This window comes from Algoriphagus winogradskyi, assembly GCF_900182815.1.
Lineage (GTDB): Bacteria > Bacteroidota > Bacteroidia > Cytophagales > Cyclobacteriaceae > Algoriphagus > Algoriphagus winogradskyi.
The window spans coordinates 109,874-126,923 of sequence record NZ_FXUA01000004.1; the positions used below are offsets into that span (position 1 = coordinate 109,874).

Annotated in this window: 14 protein-coding genes; 9 read left to right on the forward strand and 5 right to left on the reverse strand. The window is 39.7% G+C overall.

The window, feature by feature from the left end; all coding sequences use genetic code 11:
* Window positions 1-128 precede the first annotated feature (128 nt).
* The 3 genes from QOL76_RS12025 (at window position 129) to QOL76_RS12035 (ending at window position 4,198) form a co-directional block, all read left to right on the forward strand.
* On the forward strand, window positions 129-1,181 hold the full coding sequence (locus tag QOL76_RS12025) for an NAD-dependent epimerase (RefSeq protein WP_283413214.1): 1,053 nt from the start codon (window positions 129-131) through the stop codon (window positions 1,179-1,181).
* 1 nt (window position 1,182) lies between these two features.
* Window positions 1,183-2,235, forward strand: coding sequence for a dTDP-glucose 4,6-dehydratase (gene rfbB, locus QOL76_RS12030; RefSeq protein WP_283413215.1), 1,053 nt, complete (start codon window positions 1,183-1,185; stop codon window positions 2,233-2,235).
* A gap of 121 nt (window positions 2,236-2,356) precedes the next feature.
* A complete protein-coding gene (locus QOL76_RS12035; protein WP_283413216.1) occupies window positions 2,357-4,198 on the forward strand; it encodes a M1 family metallopeptidase in 1,842 nt (613 codons plus the stop codon).
* 70 nt (window positions 4,199-4,268) lie between these two features.
* Here the strand turns inward: QOL76_RS12035 and QOL76_RS12040 are convergent, their stop codons facing one another.
* Both QOL76_RS12040 and QOL76_RS12045 read right to left on the reverse strand, forming a co-directional pair.
* The gene (locus tag QOL76_RS12040; protein ID WP_057938062.1) at window positions 4,269-4,445 is read right to left on the reverse strand and encodes a histone H1; all 177 of its coding nucleotides are present in this window, start codon (window positions 4,443-4,445) and stop codon (window positions 4,269-4,271) included.
* Window positions 4,446-4,546: 101 nt separating this feature from the next.
* The gene (locus QOL76_RS12045) at window positions 4,547-5,797 is read right to left on the reverse strand and encodes an aminotransferase class I/II-fold pyridoxal phosphate-dependent enzyme (RefSeq protein WP_283413217.1); all 1,251 of its coding nucleotides are present in this window, start codon (window positions 5,795-5,797) and stop codon (window positions 4,547-4,549) included.
* A 178-nt stretch (window positions 5,798-5,975) separates the two neighbouring features.
* On the opposite strand from QOL76_RS12045, the gene QOL76_RS12050 reads away from it, so the two are divergent.
* Genes QOL76_RS12050 through QOL76_RS12060 form a run of 3 tightly spaced genes read left to right on the forward strand, consistent with a single transcriptional unit; the run spans window position 5,976 to window position 9,340 of the window.
* Entirely contained in the window at window positions 5,976-7,472 is a 1,497-nt protein-coding gene (locus QOL76_RS12050) for an acetyl-CoA carboxylase biotin carboxylase subunit (RefSeq protein WP_283413218.1), read from the forward strand.
* Window positions 7,423-8,769 carry a DUF1015 domain-containing protein gene (locus QOL76_RS12055; protein WP_346771408.1) on the forward strand — a complete coding sequence of 449 codons (1,347 nt, stop codon included), beginning with the start codon at window positions 7,423-7,425 and terminating at the stop codon, window positions 8,767-8,769. The genes QOL76_RS12050 and QOL76_RS12055 overlap by 50 nt, the downstream gene beginning before the upstream one ends.
* Window positions 8,753-9,340, forward strand: coding sequence for a Maf family nucleotide pyrophosphatase (locus QOL76_RS12060; protein WP_283413219.1), 588 nt, complete (start codon window positions 8,753-8,755; stop codon window positions 9,338-9,340). The genes QOL76_RS12055 and QOL76_RS12060 overlap by 17 nt, the downstream gene beginning before the upstream one ends.
* Before the next feature lie 81 nt (window positions 9,341-9,421).
* Here the strand turns inward: QOL76_RS12060 and QOL76_RS12065 are convergent, their stop codons facing one another.
* Genes QOL76_RS12065 through sdaAB form a run of 3 tightly spaced genes read right to left on the reverse strand, consistent with a single transcriptional unit; the run spans window position 9,422 to window position 12,761 of the window.
* Window positions 9,422-10,735, reverse strand: a complete 1,314-nt coding sequence (locus tag QOL76_RS12065) for an efflux RND transporter periplasmic adaptor subunit (RefSeq protein ID WP_283413220.1) — start codon at window positions 10,733-10,735, stop codon at window positions 9,422-9,424.
* A gap of 3 nt (window positions 10,736-10,738) precedes the next feature.
* On the reverse strand, window positions 10,739-12,076 hold the full coding sequence (locus tag QOL76_RS12070; RefSeq protein WP_283413221.1) for a TolC family protein: 1,338 nt from the start codon (window positions 12,074-12,076) through the stop codon (window positions 10,739-10,741).
* Window positions 12,077-12,083: 7 nt separating this feature from the next.
* Window positions 12,084-12,761 (reverse strand): L-serine ammonia-lyase, iron-sulfur-dependent subunit beta, encoded by a 678-nt coding sequence (gene sdaAB / locus QOL76_RS12075; protein WP_283413222.1) that lies wholly within the window; start codon window positions 12,759-12,761, stop codon window positions 12,084-12,086.
* Between the two features lie 168 nt (window positions 12,762-12,929).
* Here sdaAB and QOL76_RS12080 point away from each other — a divergent pair, with 168 nt between their 5' ends.
* The 3 genes from QOL76_RS12080 (at window position 12,930) to QOL76_RS12090 (ending at window position 17,019) form a co-directional block, all read left to right on the forward strand.
* Complete coding sequence (locus QOL76_RS12080; RefSeq protein WP_283413223.1) at window positions 12,930-13,742, forward strand: aminotransferase class IV; 813 nt, start codon at window positions 12,930-12,932, stop codon at window positions 13,740-13,742.
* Between the two features lie 121 nt (window positions 13,743-13,863).
* Window positions 13,864-15,507: a sodium/sugar symporter gene (locus tag QOL76_RS12085; protein ID WP_283413224.1), complete on the forward strand. Its 1,644-nt coding sequence runs from the start codon at window positions 13,864-13,866 to the stop codon at window positions 15,505-15,507.
* 12 nt (window positions 15,508-15,519) lie between these two features.
* Complete coding sequence (locus QOL76_RS12090; RefSeq protein WP_283413225.1) at window positions 15,520-17,019, forward strand: xylulokinase; 1,500 nt, start codon at window positions 15,520-15,522, stop codon at window positions 17,017-17,019.
* Window positions 17,020-17,050: the final 31 nt, after the last annotated feature.

The window sequence follows — 17,050 nt, forward strand, 5'->3', positions numbered from 1 at the left end:
TATATTTGCTCATCAATAACCTTTGAATTTTTATTTATGAAATCTAGCAAGTGTAATCCTTCAGCCTCTGGAAAGATTTTCAATCCTGCGAGATTTCGTGAGACCAATGTCAATAAAATTATAAACCCATGAAGTACCTGGTCACCGGAACTGCCGGTTTTATTGGATTTCACGTTGCAAAGGAGCTTTTGGAGAGAGGTGATGAGGTTGTTGGTCTGGATGTAATAAATGACTACTACGACATCAACCTGAAATATGCACGTTTGGCCCATATGGGAATTCAGCGTGACTTAGTAAAAAAAGGTAAACTAGTACAATCTAATTCTATCCCGGACTATAGGTTTATCCAGCAGGATCTTGCTGTTAAGGAAACACTTCTTGATCTTTTTGCACAAGAAAAGTTTGATGTGGTTATCCATTTAGCTGCTCAAGCGGGTGTTCGATATTCATTGAGCAATCCTGAAGTTTATATAGAAAGTAATATTGTCGCTTTCTTGAATATACTGGAAGCCTGTCGCTTTCATCCTGTCAAGCACTTGGTCTATGCCTCCTCCAGTTCTGTCTACGGTTCAAATGAGAAGATGCCATTCTCCACTTCTGATTCAGTAGATCATCCAATCAGTTTGTATGCAGCTTCAAAGAAGTCTAATGAGCTGATGGCGCATACCTACAGTCACTTGTTCAATATTCCTACCACAGGCTTGCGATTCTTTACGGTTTATGGTCCATGGGGTAGACCAGATATGGCATTATTCCTGTTTACAGAAGCTATCGTGAAAGGTGAGCCGATTCAGGTGTTCAATTATGGCAAAATGAAGCGAGACTTCACTTACATAGATGATATAGTGACAGGTGTGATCAAAGTTGCAGATAGGCCCGCAAGTCCAAATGTTGATTTTGATGGGCAGAATCCTGATCCGGGAAGTTCTGTAGCTCCATACAAAGTATACAACATTGGGAATTCGACTCCAGTTTTATTGATGGATTACATACATGCTGTGGAGAAAGGATTGGGCAAAAAAGCCGAAATGAATTTGCTTCCAATGCAGCCAGGAGACGTACTTTCATCTCATGCAGAAGTTTCTGATTTAGTAAGAGATACAGGCTACAAACCAAATACACCAATTGACCAGGGAGTGAAATCTTTCACAGATTGGTATTTAGATTATTATAAAAAATAAAATGAGCAAATCAATATTAATCACCGGTGGGGCCGGATTCATAGGTAGTCATGTGATCCAACTTTTTGTGCACAAGTACCCACAGTATGAAATTGTAAATCTTGATGCTTTGACCTATGCAGGAAATTTGGAGAATTTGAAAGCGGTGGAAGGCGCTTCAAATTATACTTTTGAAAAAGCTGATATTCAAGATGTAGAGGCGCTGACTGCCATTTTTAAGAAGCATTCCATTACTGATGTCATTCATTTGGCAGCAGAATCGCATGTGGATCGTTCGATTACTGACCCATTGGCATTTGTGAAGACCAATGTTTTTGGGACAGTAAATCTCCTTAATGCTGCTAAGGAATTCTGGAGCGAGAATTTATCTGAACACTTGTTTTATCATGTGTCTACAGATGAAGTTTATGGTTCATTACACGATGGTGGATTCTTTTTAGAAACTACCTCGTATGATCCTCAGTCTCCTTATTCTGCTTCTAAAGCAGCATCAGACCATTTTGTTAGGGCTTATGCTAACACTTACAACATGAAAACGGTGGTTTCTAACTGTTCTAACAATTATGGACCGAACCATTTTCCTGAAAAACTAATTCCTCTTTGCATACATAATATCAAAAACAATCGGCCTTTGCCCGTTTATGGAAAAGGTGAGAATATCCGTGACTGGTTATTTGTAAAAGACCATGCCAGAGCTATTGACACAGTTTTTCATCAAGGTAAGCCTGGAGAAACTTACAACATCGGTGGGTTCAATGAGTGGAAGAACATAGATATTGTGAAGTTGCTTTGCCAAAAAATGGATCAAAAGCTTGGTCGAGAAGCCGGAACTTCTGAAAAACTGATCACCTATGTAAAAGACCGTGCTGGCCATGATATGCGCTATGCGATCGATGCTACTAAGATCAAAGAAGAACTCGGGTGGGAGCCAAGTTTACAATTTGAAGAAGGCATAGAAATCACCATTGATTGGTACTTGAACAATCAGGAGTGGCTGGACCACGTGACTTCAGGAGCGTATCAGGAGTATTACGATAAACATTATGAAAGTTGAATAGTTTTTAAGACTTGATATTCCATACAAGGGTACCAGAGTGATTCTGGTGCCCTTGTTTTTTACGGGTGGTTTTGGAACGCTTTTGGATTTAGTTTTCTTTGTCAAAAAACTAATCACTATGCATATTAAATTGGCTAAGCCTATTTACGGGCTTTTTCTTTTAATGGTACTAAGCGGCGGAGTCTTTGCTCAGACAGGAAGATTCCAACAAGCTGCTGATTACCAAATGGACGTCAATATGGACGTTAAAACTAACCAATACACAGGAACACAAGTGTTGGTTTACACAAACAATTCACCTGACACGCTTCATCGTGTTTTTTATCATCTGTATTACAATGCCTTTCAGCCTGGTAGCATGATGGATGAAAGATCCAGAAGTATCGCTGATCCTGACCGAAGGGTGGGAGATCGCATCAGCAAATTAAAGCCAGATGAGATAGGTTATTTAAGAGTAAATAGCCTGACCATGAATGGTAAACCTGTGAAATATAATGAAGTAGGGACCATTCTTGAAGTGGACCTTACAGAGCCGATTTTGCCAAATTCGGAAGCTACATTTGAAATGTCTTTCAACGGCCAAGTACCGCTACAGATCAGAAGATCTGGGAGAGATAGTGGAGAAGGAGTGAGGTATTCTATGTCTCAGTGGTATCCTAAAATGTCTGAGTATGACGAGCAAGGATGGCATGCGAATCCTTACATCGGTCGCGAATTTTATGGTATTTGGGGAGATTTTGATGTGAAAATCACCATTGATAAAACGTATGTACTTGGAGGAACGGGCTACTTGCAAAACCCAAACGAAATTGGTCATGGCTATGAAGATGCAGGAGTGAATGTACCTGAGCCAAAAGGAGAGAACCTGACTTGGCATTTCAAAGCCCCACAGGTACACGATTTTATGTGGGCCGGTGATCCTAAGTATCGACACGATAAATTTTTGATGGATAATGGTATAACTGTACATCACCTGTATATCCCTGAAGAAGGAGCTACCGAGAACTGGGTGAAACTTATGGATTATACCCCGAAGGCAATAGAATTTATGTCTGAACATTTTGGTCAATATCCATACAAGCAGTTTTCAGTGATTCAAGGTGGTGACGGTGGTATGGAATATCCTATGTCCACATTAGTTACTGGTGGCCGTAATTTGAATAGTTTGGTAGGTGTGATGATTCATGAACTGGGACATAGCTGGTATCAGGGCGTGATAGCAACAAATGAGGCACTTTATCCTTGGATGGACGAAGGTTTTACTAGTTATGCATCTTCACTTACTTCTTCCGCTATTTTCCGTCCTAGTGAAAATCCGCTCAGAGGTTCTTATGCTGGATACTATAGACTGGTGAGTTCAGGTAAAGAAGAGCCGATGAGCACACATTCGGATCACTATCATACAAATGCAGCTTACAGTTCCGCAGCCTACTCCAAAGGAGCCGTATTCATGGCTCAAATGGGATATATTATAGGTGAAGAAGCTAGAGACAAAGGTATTCATAGCTATTTCGACAAGTGGAGTTTCAAGCACCCTAATGTGAATGATTTTGTACGCATTATGGAGAAAGAGAGCGGCTTGGAACTGGATTGGTACAAAGAATACTTTGTATATACCACCAAGACAATCGATTATGGTATAAAATCGGTGAAATCCCAAGGTGAAGGAACTGAAATTACCCTAGAGCGAATAGGTTTGATGCCAATGCCGATTGATTTGGTGATTACGTATAAAGATGGTACTTCTGAGATGGTTTATTTGCCTCTGGAAATCATGAGAGGTGAAAAAGCTCCTGAAGCTGGTGCCCCTACTAGGGTGATTTCTCAAGATTGGCCATGGACAAATCTCACAAAGACTATTACTATCAATAAAAAGTTAGAATCTATTAAATCGATCGAGATTGATCCTTCAAAAAGATTAGCTGATATAGCTCAGGAAAATAATAAAGTGGAGTATTAAAATTCACTTCTTAACTCTCATTATGCATAAAAAAAGGTGACTATTTAGTCACCTTTTTTTATTGTTGGAATCAACCTGCGTTCTTCATGTCTTGAACTTCTTTTCTGATGTCTTGAGCCATGTTCTTCAAGTCTTGCATTCCTTTTCTTACACGGGTACCAGCTGCCTGATTTCCCTTTTCGTAGAACTTTTCAAAATCGTCTTTAAGAGAATTAACCAGTTCGCTTACTTCACTAAATTTGCTCATAGTAAAAGTGTTTTTTTAAAGTTGATGAAAGTTTATTTATAATTCAATATAGCCCAAATACTTGCTAATTCAATCCTGAGGGCGTTTTTTTTGAATTATTTTTATTCGCCAACCGATATTGCAAACTCAGAATTTTTGTAAATCCCGCTTGTTAATTTCTCTTTTATAGCTGCAAATGCGGTGATCGTTTCTTTTACATCTTCTAACGTATGAACAGCAGTAGGAATCAACCTCAAGATAATCATTCCTTTAGGTATCACTGGGTAAATCACTACAGAGCAGAAGATACCGAAGTTTTCTCTAAGGTCTTTTGTCAAGGCAGCAGCTTCACCGACAGTACCGTTCAGTACTACTGGGGTAACAGGAGAATTTGATTTGCCAGTGCTAAATCCATTCTCATGAAGCCCATCTCTAAGTGCATTTACAATTGTCCAAAGATTATCTTTAAGCTCAGGCTGAGTTTTCAGTAATTCAAGACGCTTCAAGGCACCTTTTACCAAAAGCATTGGAAGCGACTTAGCGAAAATCTGAGAACGCATATTGTATCTCAAAAACAAAATTACTTCAGGGTCGCCAGCGATAAAGGCGCCTATGCTAGCCATTGATTTTGCAAAAGTGGAGAAGTAAAGATCAACCTGGTCTTGTACACCTTGCTCTTCATCTGTACCTGCCCCGGTTTTACCCATGGTACCAAAGCCGTGGGCATCATCAATCAGAAGTCTGAATTCAAATTTTTTCTTAAGCTCAACGATTTCTTTTAGCTTTCCTTGATCACCAGTCATTCCAAATACACCTTCGGTGATGACAAGGATTCCTCCGCCTGTTTCATTGGCAAGTTTAGTAGCTCTTTCCAGCTGCTTTTCGCAGTTTTCAATATCATTATGAGGAAAAACATAGCGCTTACCCAGGTGCATTCTAAGTGCATCAATGATGCATGCATGACATTCTGAATCGTAAACTACCACATCTTTTCTGTCAAGAAGCGAGTCGATCACCGACATGATACCTTGGTATCCGTAGTTCAATAGGTAGGCTTTATCTTTCTTGACAAATGCTGCCAATTCATCCTCTAATTGCTCGTGAAGGGTAGTTTGTCCTGACATCATACGTGCGCCCATAGGATAAGCGGCACCGTATTCAGCGGCCGCATCAGCATCAGCTTTACGTACTTCAGGATGATTTGCTAGGCCTAGGTAATTATTCAAACTCCAGGTTAGAACATCCTTCCCCTGAAATTTCATTCTAGGAGCAATTTCCCCTTCAAGTTTTGGGAAGGAGAAATAGCCGTCTGCAAACTCTGAGTGTTTGCCCAAGGGGCCCATGTTCATTTTTAATTTTGCAAATAGATCCAAAGTGTTTCGAATTTAAGTGATAAGGGATTTAATGATCTGTTCATTAAAATCCGACAAAAATAAAACTTTAAAGCCTCCCAAGCAAAAAACAACAGTGAAACAAATGATTCTTAACAAAGCTCAGATAAATTTCTTTATTTAGCCAAAACCCAAATTCTAGCTTATAATATCAGAGATAATGGCCAAAATCAAAAAAATTCTAGTTGCAAACAGAGGCGAAATAAGTCTTCGAATCATGCGGACTGCCCGAGAAATGGGCATTACTACAGTAGCAGTTTATAGTGAGGCAGATAGACTATCCCCGCATGTTATTTTTGCCGATGAAGCAGTATGCTTAGGTCCCCCAGCCTCGTCACAATCCTATTTGCTCGGTGATAAAATAATTGCCGTTTGTCAGGAGTTAGGAGTTGATGCGATTCATCCGGGTTACGGGTTTCTTTCAGAAAATGCGGATTTCGCCAAGAAAGTAAAGGATGTGGGGTTAATATTCATCGGCCCCTCCCCAGAGTCAATTGAAGTGATGGGATCAAAGCTTGCTGCCAAGCAGGCAGTTTCTAAATACAATATTCCTCTGGTACCGGGGACAGAAGAAGCAATATCTAATATTCCTTTTGCCAAGGCCCGCGCAGCTGAAATAGGTTACCCTATTTTGATTAAAGCTAGTGCTGGGGGCGGTGGAAAAGGAATGCGTATTGTAGCAAATGAAGGGGAATTTGAAGAGCAAATGCAGCGGGCTGTGAGTGAGGCGCAATCTTCTTTTGGTGATAGTGCTGTTTTCATAGAGAAATACATCTCGTCACCGCGGCATATAGAAATCCAAATACTGGGAGATCAACAAGGGACTATTGTTTACTTGTTTGAGCGAGAATGCTCTATTCAAAGAAGACATCAAAAAGTAATAGAAGAGGCTCCTTCGGCAGTTGTTTCCCCAGAGATGAGAAAAGCGATGGGTGAGGCAGCCGTAGGCGTGGCAAAAGCCTGTGACTACTATGGGGCTGGCACTGTTGAGTTTATTGTCGATGAGAATTTGAATTTCTATTTTCTGGAAATGAATACTCGTTTACAAGTGGAGCATCCAGTGACAGAAATGATCTCAGGAAAAGACCTTGTTCGGGAGCAAATTTTAATTGCGGAAGGAAATCCTCTTTCTTTTGCGCAAGAAGATCTTAAAATTAATGGGCATGCTTTGGAAGTAAGAGTCTATGCCGAAGACCCTAGTAATAATTTCCTGCCAGACATCGGAACACTTGAGACCTACCAAAGACCACAAGGTGCAGGAATCCGTGTGGATGATGGATTTGAAGAAGGAATGAAGATTCCTATTTATTATGATCCTATGATTGCGAAATTGATTACGCATGCTGAAAACAGAACTGCTGCTATTGAAAAAATGGTACGAGCAATTGAGGATTATAAGATTGTAGGTATTCAGACTACGCTTGAATTTTGCAAGTTTGCTATTACTCATGAAGCTTTTGTAAGTGGAAATTTTGATACGAAGTTTGTAGAGAACTTTTTTAAGCCATCTGTTCTGGAGCAGCAATTTTCTGATTCAGAATTGGAATTGTTATCTGCTTTAGCCGTTGAATTTTATACTCAGAATAGTTCCCAAACCACTTTACAAAATGGCTCTGAGCCAAAGGCTAAAAGTGCTTGGAGAAATAGATTACACTAAAATGGCGGAAATATTACCACTCAAAGCTTGGCGATATGAAGAGGCTTTGGCTCCAAAAATGGAAGAATTAACGGCTCCTCTTTTTGATGTTGTCTCGGCGCGCCAGCGTCAATTGCTCTACAATAATCCGTTGAATAGTATTCACCTTTCTGTGCCACAGGGAGATATTCCTCCTCAAACTGCTTTGAAAACCCTTCTAAAATGGAAATCAGAGGGAGTAATTCAGCAGGATCAGCAGCCGGGGATTTATGTCTATTATCAATATTTCCGTCTTCCGGGCGAACATGACGAGCGATGTAGAAAAGGTTTTATAGCTCAGATTAAAGCTTATGAATGGGAGGAGGAAGTCATTCTAAGACATGAGAATACTATTGTCTCTGCGGTGAATGATAGGATAGATTTGCTAAAAACGACTCAAATTCAAGCAAGTCCTACTCATGGCCTGTATGAAGATAAAGACGAGCAGTTAGAGCACTATATGGACGAAGCTATTGCAGATCCCATTTACGAGTTGGAAGATTACCAGGGGGTAAGAGAAGTCATGGCAATTATCAAAAAACCTGAAATCATTAAGCATTTTCTAAAAGTGTTAAAAAACAAACAAGTGATTTTGGCAGATGGGCATCATAGATTAGAAGGTGCTATTGAATATCGGAAATCAATGAAAGGGAAATTGCCTAATGAGAAATGGAAAGGCTATGATTATCACCTGATGTACCTCACAAATACCAGCGGAAATCACCTGAAAATACTTCCAACCCATCGTCTATATTATGGATTGGAATTAGCCCAAGCAAATTTTCTAGCAAAGATCCAAGATTGGTTTCATGTTAAAAAATTTGCCGATCCTGAAGAATTAGGTGCATATGCTTTTCATAAACCTCATACCTTTGGGTTGGTAATGGGAGAGGAGAGCTACACTTTACAGCTGAAAGCAGGTAAAATAGACCAAATCAATTTACATCTACCTGAAAGTATCAGGCAGTTGGATCTTTCTGTTCTCCATGAAGTTGTATTTGCGAGGATATTGAACATTCCGGTAGCTGAACAAAGAAATTCTGATCAGATTGTCTATGAGAGAAATTTCTCAAAGTGCATTCATCAGGTTCGATCCGGTGAAGCAAGCTTTGCTGTGATTACTCGGGAATTGGAATTGGAACAGGTCTTAGAGGTGTGCAGAAGCGGTCAAGTGATGCCTCAAAAATCTACCTATTTCTATCCAAAAGCATTAGGCGGCTTACTTTTCGCCAGTATTAAACAAGATGAATTTAATTTCGAATATGAATCCTTTCTTTAGTAATCTAAGCGGAAAGAAACTAATCCTCGCCTCAAACTCTCCGAGGCGCCAAGAACTCTTAAAGGGCCTGGAAGTTGAATTTGAAGTCCGGGTGAATAACGTTGACGAAACTATCCCTAAGGACCTTCAAGCCGAATACGTTGCTGCCTATCTTTCGAAATTGAAGTCTGAGTCTTTTGATGGACAATTAGCTGAAAATGAAATTCTCATTACTTCAGATACTGTGGTTATAGAAAATGGACATGTGCTTGGCAAACCCAACACTGAGGAAGAAGCTTTTGATATGCTTAAAAGTATTTCGGGGTCTACACACACCGTGATGACTGCAGTCACTATAAGAGATATTTCCAGACAAATAACCCTAGAAGATGAAACTATAGTGACATTTAGATTTCTTGAAGAGGAAGAGATATGGCATTATATCCATCACTACAAACCCATGGATAAAGCAGGGGCTTATGGTATTCAGGAATGGATAGGATATATCGGTGTGGAGAAAATTGAAGGTTCGTACTATAATGTCATGGGCTTTCCTTTGCATTTGGTATATGCCCAATTGAAAAAATGGTAACTGGACTATCGTAACATTGAAAAGCCCTGCGAATTTTTAATTCACAGGGCTTTTTCTTTGAGGTTTAATTACGGAAGCAAATTAATCTTGCTTTATCGCAGTTGATTTTCCTTCTATAGGGGCTACTTTATCACCTTCTTTCAGGTCTTTGCTTACAATAAAATAAGGGCCAGAGATAATTTGATCACCTTCGGCAAGGCCTTCCAAAACTTCTATATTCTGGAAGTCAGAGATGCCAGTTTTGATTTCTTTCAACTTAGCAACTCCACCTTCATTCACAAATACCAACTCTTTCAATCGGGTAGTTCCAGCTCCTATAGTATCAAGTTTATTTTCTCTTGTAGTCACTGCTGCCAGAGGAACTGAAAGTGCATTGCTCTTTGAATTGGTAATTATCTCAACTGAAGCAGTCATTCCTGGTCTGAAAGGATATTTTTTGCCTTCATCTACTAACTCTTGGTAGGAATCGTTAAGAATTCTAATTTTCACCTTGAATTCGGTCACGGCATCTGCAGAGGCTTTAGTATTCGCTGTGTTTGCTATACTCGTAACAACTCCTTTGAAAGTTTTTCCAGTGTATGCATAGGAATCAACATCAATGATAGTAGTGTCACCCAGACTCAATCTCACGATATCATTTTCGTTTACATCTACTCTAACTTCCATTTTAGATAGGTCAGCGATAGTCAACATTTCCGTACCAGCCATTTGCTGTGTACCTACCACACGTTCACCTTGCTCTACCAAAAGATTGGAAACGATACCACTTACAGGGGAATATACATTTGTCAATCTTAAGTTTTCTTCAGCTTCATTCACAGATGCCTGAGAACTTTTCACAACGAATTCTGAAGCTAGTACACTTTGTTTCGCAGCTTCAAGGTCTTTCTGAGCTGAGATGAAGGTTGCTTGTGCCTGCTCGTAGTCTGCCTGAGAAATAGCTTTTTGCTCATATAGCGTCTTTTGCCTGTTGAAGTTTTGCTCAGCTTGAGTGAATTGGGCTTCTGATCTCTGTAGGGCAGCCTTTGATTGAGAAAGGTTAGCTTCTTGCTGGTTGAAATTGGCTCTGGTTCTAGCTAATGCTGAAATAAAGTTATCAGGTCTGATTTTCACCAAAAGCTTTCCAACTGCTACAGAATCTCCCTCTTTCACGTTCAATTCTATAATTTCCCCAGCAACATCAGGGCTCAGGTTGACTTCCACTTCAGGTTGGATCTCTCCAGAGGCAGATACCTTTTCTATGATGGCCGCTTTTTTAACAGTAGCAACTTCCACCTGGGTTTCATTTTCTCCACCTACCCATCCGGCATTTCTTGCGATTACTGCGAATATGATTAGTACTACTATAGCTCCTAATAGGTAGTACAATAGCTTATTTGATTTCTTATTGGCCATGGTTTAATTTAAATTAATGGGGTTACCTAGGTAAAAATCAAGAACTTTTACTCTGAAAATATAAGTATGCTTGTCGTAAACGAGTTGTGATTGCGCAGAAAACAGGTTGTTTTGAGCTACCTGAAAGTCCACTGAGTTAATTGCCCCTAGTTCAAACCTTTGTTGAGCGATTCTAAATGACTCTTTCAAACTCTCGATTCGAGATAGGGATGCCTGATAGGACTGCTCCGAAGCATTTGCATTTGTAAATGCTGTCTCTATGTCTTGTCTCAGCGTATTTCTTGCTTCCAATTCTGAAACTTCTGCCAATCGTTGCTGAACTCTTGCCCGCTGCACTGAAGCTTTATTATTCATCCTAGAGAAGATAGGAATACTTAGGGATATACCGGCAGATTGTGAAAAGTTCGTATTTACCTGCTCGCTAAATTCAAGGTCATATAGATCTACATAGTTGGTGCCTAAATTCCCGCCTATTGAAACGGAAGGATAGTAGCCTGCATTTGCTATTTTGATTCCTAATTTAGCACTTTCTACTCCAAGGGCAGCTGCCTTGATCTCTGGCATAGTTTCTACTGCCGTCTCAAAGATGGACGTTGGAGATTCAGAGACCATGAAGTTGTCGTCAATGGTAAGTTCAGGTTTTTCAATTTGGAAATCACTTGAGTAAGGCACCTGTAGTGCTTGAGCCAAGTTTAACAGAGATCCGTTCAATGTCGCTTTGGCATTAATCAAATCTACGTTGTTGGTAGCGAGTTGTGATTGTAGGTCTAACTGGTCAGAATATGGGAGCGAACCAGCATCAACCAATTTTGTGGTTCGTTCCAGTTGCTCTTGGGTAGTTAAAAGCTGGTTTTCAGCAATTTTTACCTGTTCCTGATTGAAGATTACATTAATGTAGAAATTGATGACATTTAATGTAATTGTATTTTTGGTTGCCTCTATATTATATAGGCCTTGCTCCAAAATTGTTTTCGTCTGATTGATGGTATTATTGATTCTTCCAGCATTAAACAACGTAGCATTTGCAGAGGCATTTAGATTAATGTTACCAATTCTCTGCGTTTCAAATAGGTTAGTAGCAGGGTTAATAGATCTACCCCAATTAAAATTAGTAGAACCGCCTGCTGATAAACTAGGATATCTTGCGCCTTGATTTTGTAAGAGCGTGGCTTCGTTGGAAAGTTGGTTTAGTTCACTTCTTTTCAGCGTCAGGTTGTTTTTCAATGCAATATCAACGGCCGTTTCCAAATCTAAAGGAAATGTAGGAACCACTGGTTCTTGTGCAATAGTGGAAAAACAAATTCCTGAAACTAGGGTAATACCCAGTAGGAATTTTCTCATGGTGTGGTTAAAGGTCAATGTCAGGTATGTAAATTAGTTCGGTAATCCAGGATAGTGATTTCAAGTATTCTAAGGTTATTTTATTGAGGCCAGAGTCCATTTCGATCACATGACAAGCAAGGTCATTTTTCCCTTTTCTTGAAACAGACATGGTGGCTATGTTGGCTTTTGACTGTGCTATGACAGAGGATATAAAAGCGATTGCGCCTGCAATATCTTCAGCTTTAATAATAAGAGTATGGTCTGCTGCTGAGAAATTAGCTACAAAACCATCCACTTCGGCAATATTAATAACACCTCCGCCTAGGCTTTCACCTACCACTTCTACTTTTCTTTCTCCTTTTCTTAAATTGAGTTTAATGGTATTAGGGTGATGAATAGAGGAATTTCCGATGGATTTAAATTTATAGATTAAACCTTTTTCCTTAGCTATTTCAAGCGAGTTTTTAATATTGGCATCATCGGTTTTAAAATCCATCAAGCCACCGATTATTGCTCGATCGCTGCCGTGACCTTCATAAGTTCTGGCAAATGAGTTATAAAATGTAATGACTGCTTCGTCAGGAACTCCTCCTAAAACACGGATTGCTGCTCTAGCGATTCTAACTACTCCAGCAGTATGCGAGGAGGATGGCCCTATCATTATCGGTCCGATCATATCAAAAACGCTACTTTTATTTGCCATCTAGGTCTGTATGTTCCAATTTTGATGCTAAGGTAAAATCGTTGTATGTAAATCATACAAAAATTCTTATTTATTGCATAGAATAGGATTTAAATGGTCATGTGTTGACATAGTTTAACATAGAAATTAGTAAACAAAAAGTCTTTATGACCGATAATGAACAGTTTTATGATCGAAATCGAAACAATGTATATTAATTCTTCTTCTGCCACTAATTGGGTATGTCTGGATTCCGTTGAGTTTCCCAATAGAGCTATGAACTTTGGTGATGGACTGTTTGAAACAATGCTTTGGGATCTAAAAGAAATAAGATTCTTCGAGAAACATCTCAAGAGGCTTACAGATGGAATGCGACTTTTAAGCCTTGAAGAAACAAGTATTAATGCGGAAGGACTAATTCAGTTTCTTGCCGATAATTTCCCAAATCAACGAAAACGCGTCAGATGGAATGTCTATAGAAGTGGCCAAGGCAAATACACACCAGAAAGAAATGAAGTCACACAAACAATTCAAATATCTGAATTCAAACCAGCACCTAAAGTCAAGAAGAGTGTTGATGTCGCATTAAAAATACAAGTATTTCCTTCCGTTTGGTCCTCCTTTAAAACGCTTAATGCTTTGTCTTACGTTCTGGCGAACCTGGAGAGAAAAGAAAGAGGGTTAGATGAAATTATACTTCTTGATCATAGGGGTTTCATTTCAGAATCTGGATCATCAAATATATTCTGGATTAAAGATCAAGTTGTTTTTACACCGGCTTTGAGTTGTAGTTGTATTAATGGTGTAAGTCGTCAGGTGATTTTAAACTATTTGGGCTTAATGAAAATTCCTTTTAAAGAAGGTGAGTTTTTACCCTTAGACTTGGAAGATGCAGATCAAGTATTTGTTAGTAACTGTACGGGAGTCAGTTATTTAGAGAGCTTTAGGAAGGTTCGATACTCCACTTTTCCCCTTCAATATTTAAATGATTTATTTGAATGATTTGGAAATAGCTACTTTTTATGACGGTCATTATAATGAAAATATTATCTTTAACGGCCTATTCTACCAAGATTAGTCTAATACCCAAGAATACTAACCTCCCAAACCTAACCTAACATTTATGCTCTTAGAACCTTTAGATTTAGCCGTCTTTATAGGCTATTGCTTGCTCATCATAGGGATGGGTATTTTTGTATCACGTGAAAAGAAGGGGCACGTTAAAAACTCTTCCGATTATTTTCTCGCTTCTAAGGCATTGCCTTGGTGGGCTGTAGGAGCTTCATTAATTGCTTCAAACATTTCAGCAGAACAGTTTATTGGTATGTCAGGCTCGGGTTTCGCCCTAGGTTTGGCCATTTCTACTTATGAATGGATGGCTGCGGTCACCTTATTAGTAGTTGCAATTTTCTTCCTGCCAGTTTATATCAAAAAGGGTATTTACACCATGCCCGGATTCTTACTTGATCGATACGATACTCGTGTAAGAACTACCATGGCCATCTTCTGGCTGCTTCTTTATGTTTTTGTCAACCTGACATCTGTATTATACCTGGGAGCATTAAGTTTAAATACCATTTTAGATGTGCCTTTAGGATATGGTATTTTTGGACTGGCGCTTTTCGCTATGATTTACTCCATCTATGGTGGTCTTAAAGCTGTAGCTTGGACAGATGTGATTCAAGTAGTATTTCTGATCGCAGGTGGTCTAGCGACTACTTACATCGCGCTACAGATGGTAGGAAGTGGTGACGCTTGGGAAGGTCTAAATTTGCTTCGCCAAAAAGTACCTGGTCACTTTTCTATGATTTTGAGTAAAGGAGAAATGATGATTCCAGATGGCGCTGGAGGAGAGCGTGATGCTTACCTTGACCTTCCGGGGATCTCTGTGCTCGTGGGTGGTATGTGGATTACCAACTTGAGTTATTGGGGATTTAACCAATACATCACTCAGCGAGCGCTGGCAGCTAAGAGCCTGGATGAAGCGCAGAAGGGGATGATTTTCGCAGGCTTTTTGAAATTATTGATGCCACTTATCGTGGTGATTCCTGGAATTGCAGCCTGGGTTATAGTGAAAGATGGAATTGACGTTGGCTTTATTGAGTCAATGAAGGATCCAGTGACCGGAATAGTTAAATCTGATAGAGCGTATCCTACTTTACTTCAATTGTTGCCAGTTGGGCTAAAAGGCCTTGCTTTTGCAGCATTAACAGCAGCTATTGTATCTTCCTTGGCGTCTATGGCCAATAGTACCTCTACTATTTTCACGATGGATATCTATAATAAATACATCAAGAAAGATGCTACTGAGGCCGATCAGGTGAAAGTAGGACGAATTACAGCACTTGTTGCTTTTGGAATAGCTTCTATTGTTGCTCCAGCTCTGGGAGCATTGGATCAGGCATTCCAGTTTATTCAGGAATATACAGGCTTCATTAGTCCAGGTGTGTTTGCCATTTTCTTCTTTGGTGTATTTTGGAAGAAGACGACTTCAAACGCTGCATTAACAGGTGCGGCCTTAAGTATTCCACTCTCAGTGGTTTTAAAGATTGTTTTCCCTAATCTGCCATTCCTAGATCGAATGGGGGTAGTTTTCTTGGTTTTAGCCGCACTTATGATCATCATAAGTTTGGTAGAAGGTAAAGGAAAAGATCATCCAAACAGTATTGAGATCAACAAAGAATTGTTTAAGACAAGTACCAAGTTCAAAATTGGTGCTGTTTTGATTGCGGGAATAACTGCAGCTTTGTACATCGTATTCTGGTAAAAAATAGTTTAAATGAGACGATTATTATTAGGGATTGACATTGGAAGCTCCTCTGTCAAAACCTCACTACTTGACGCTGATACAGGTAAGTCAATATTATCAAAAGCATTTCCAGAGGAGGAAATGATTATAAATTCTCCCGAAAAAGGATGGGCTGAACAAGATCCAGATAGTTGGTGGAAATATGTACAGCATTCCATTCGCTATGTTCTGAACAAAACATCAGTTAAGAAAGGCGAATTGAAAGGGATTGGTATAGCTTACCAAATGCACGGTCTTGTGCTGGTCGATAAAGATCAAAATGTACTTAGACCATCAATCATTTGGTGCGACAGCCGGGCAGTAGGGATAGGAGAAAAAGCCTATCTAGATCTTGGAGAAGAATACTGTCAGAAAAACCTCTTGAATTCACCAGGTAATTTTACGGCTTCCAAACTACGATGGGTCATAGAGAATGAGCCAGCTATTGCGGCTAAAATTCATAAAATGATGCTTCCTGGAGACTTCATCGCGATGAGATTATCGGGGGAAATCTGTACTTCCGAGACAGGTTTGTCTGAGGGGATATTTTGGGATTTTCAAAAAAATGGACTAAGTGATCAAGTATTAGCAAACTATCAGATCTCTAAATCTTGGATTCCTGACGTAGTTCCTTCCTATTCTATACAAGGAAGAGTCTCTGCTTTTGCTTCTGAAATCACCGGGCTGGAAGAAGGAATACCTATTTCATATAGGGCTGGTGATCAGCCTAACAATGCTTTTTCACTTCAAGTTTTAAAGCCTGGTGAATTAGCTACAACAGCAGGTACATCAGGCACCGTTTACGGGGTAGCTGATAAACCTCTTCATGACCCCCTGTCCAGAGTAAATACCTTTGTACATGTAAACCATACCAAAGAAAAACCTTCCTATGGAGTTCTACTCTGTGTAAATGGTACCGGAATTTTAAATAGCTGGTTGAAAAAAGTCATGGGTGCCGCCCACATTGAGTATGATGAAATGAATAACCTTGGAGGCTCTGCTCCAATTGGCTCTGAAGGCTTGACGTTCATTCCATTTGGTAATGGAGCTGAGCGTATAATGCAAAACCAGCATGTAGGTGCACATATGCTGGGGCTGGACCTGTTGAAGCATGATAAGAGACATTTTATTCGTTCTGCTCAGGAAGGCATAGTTTCAGCGCTTACCTTTGGTTTCCGGATCATGCAGGATATGGGGCTAGACCTTACTACCGTGAAAGCAGGAAAAGCAAATATGTTTCTAAGTCCAGTTTTCAGAAAAACATTTGTTCACATGAATAAAGTAGTTTTGGAACTTTACGATACGGACGGAGCTCAGGGAGCTGCAAGAGGGGCGGGGATCGGTGCTGGCGTTTTTGCAAATGAAAGGGAGGCTTTTGCCGGTCTTGATTTGCTGGAAACAATAGAACCAAATGAAAATTTCTATGAACCCTACGAAGAGGTTTACTCCACCTGGAAAGACCATCTAGAGTCAATCCGAAAAATGAGTTAAGAGTTAAATTTCAAACCTATAAATACCAAAT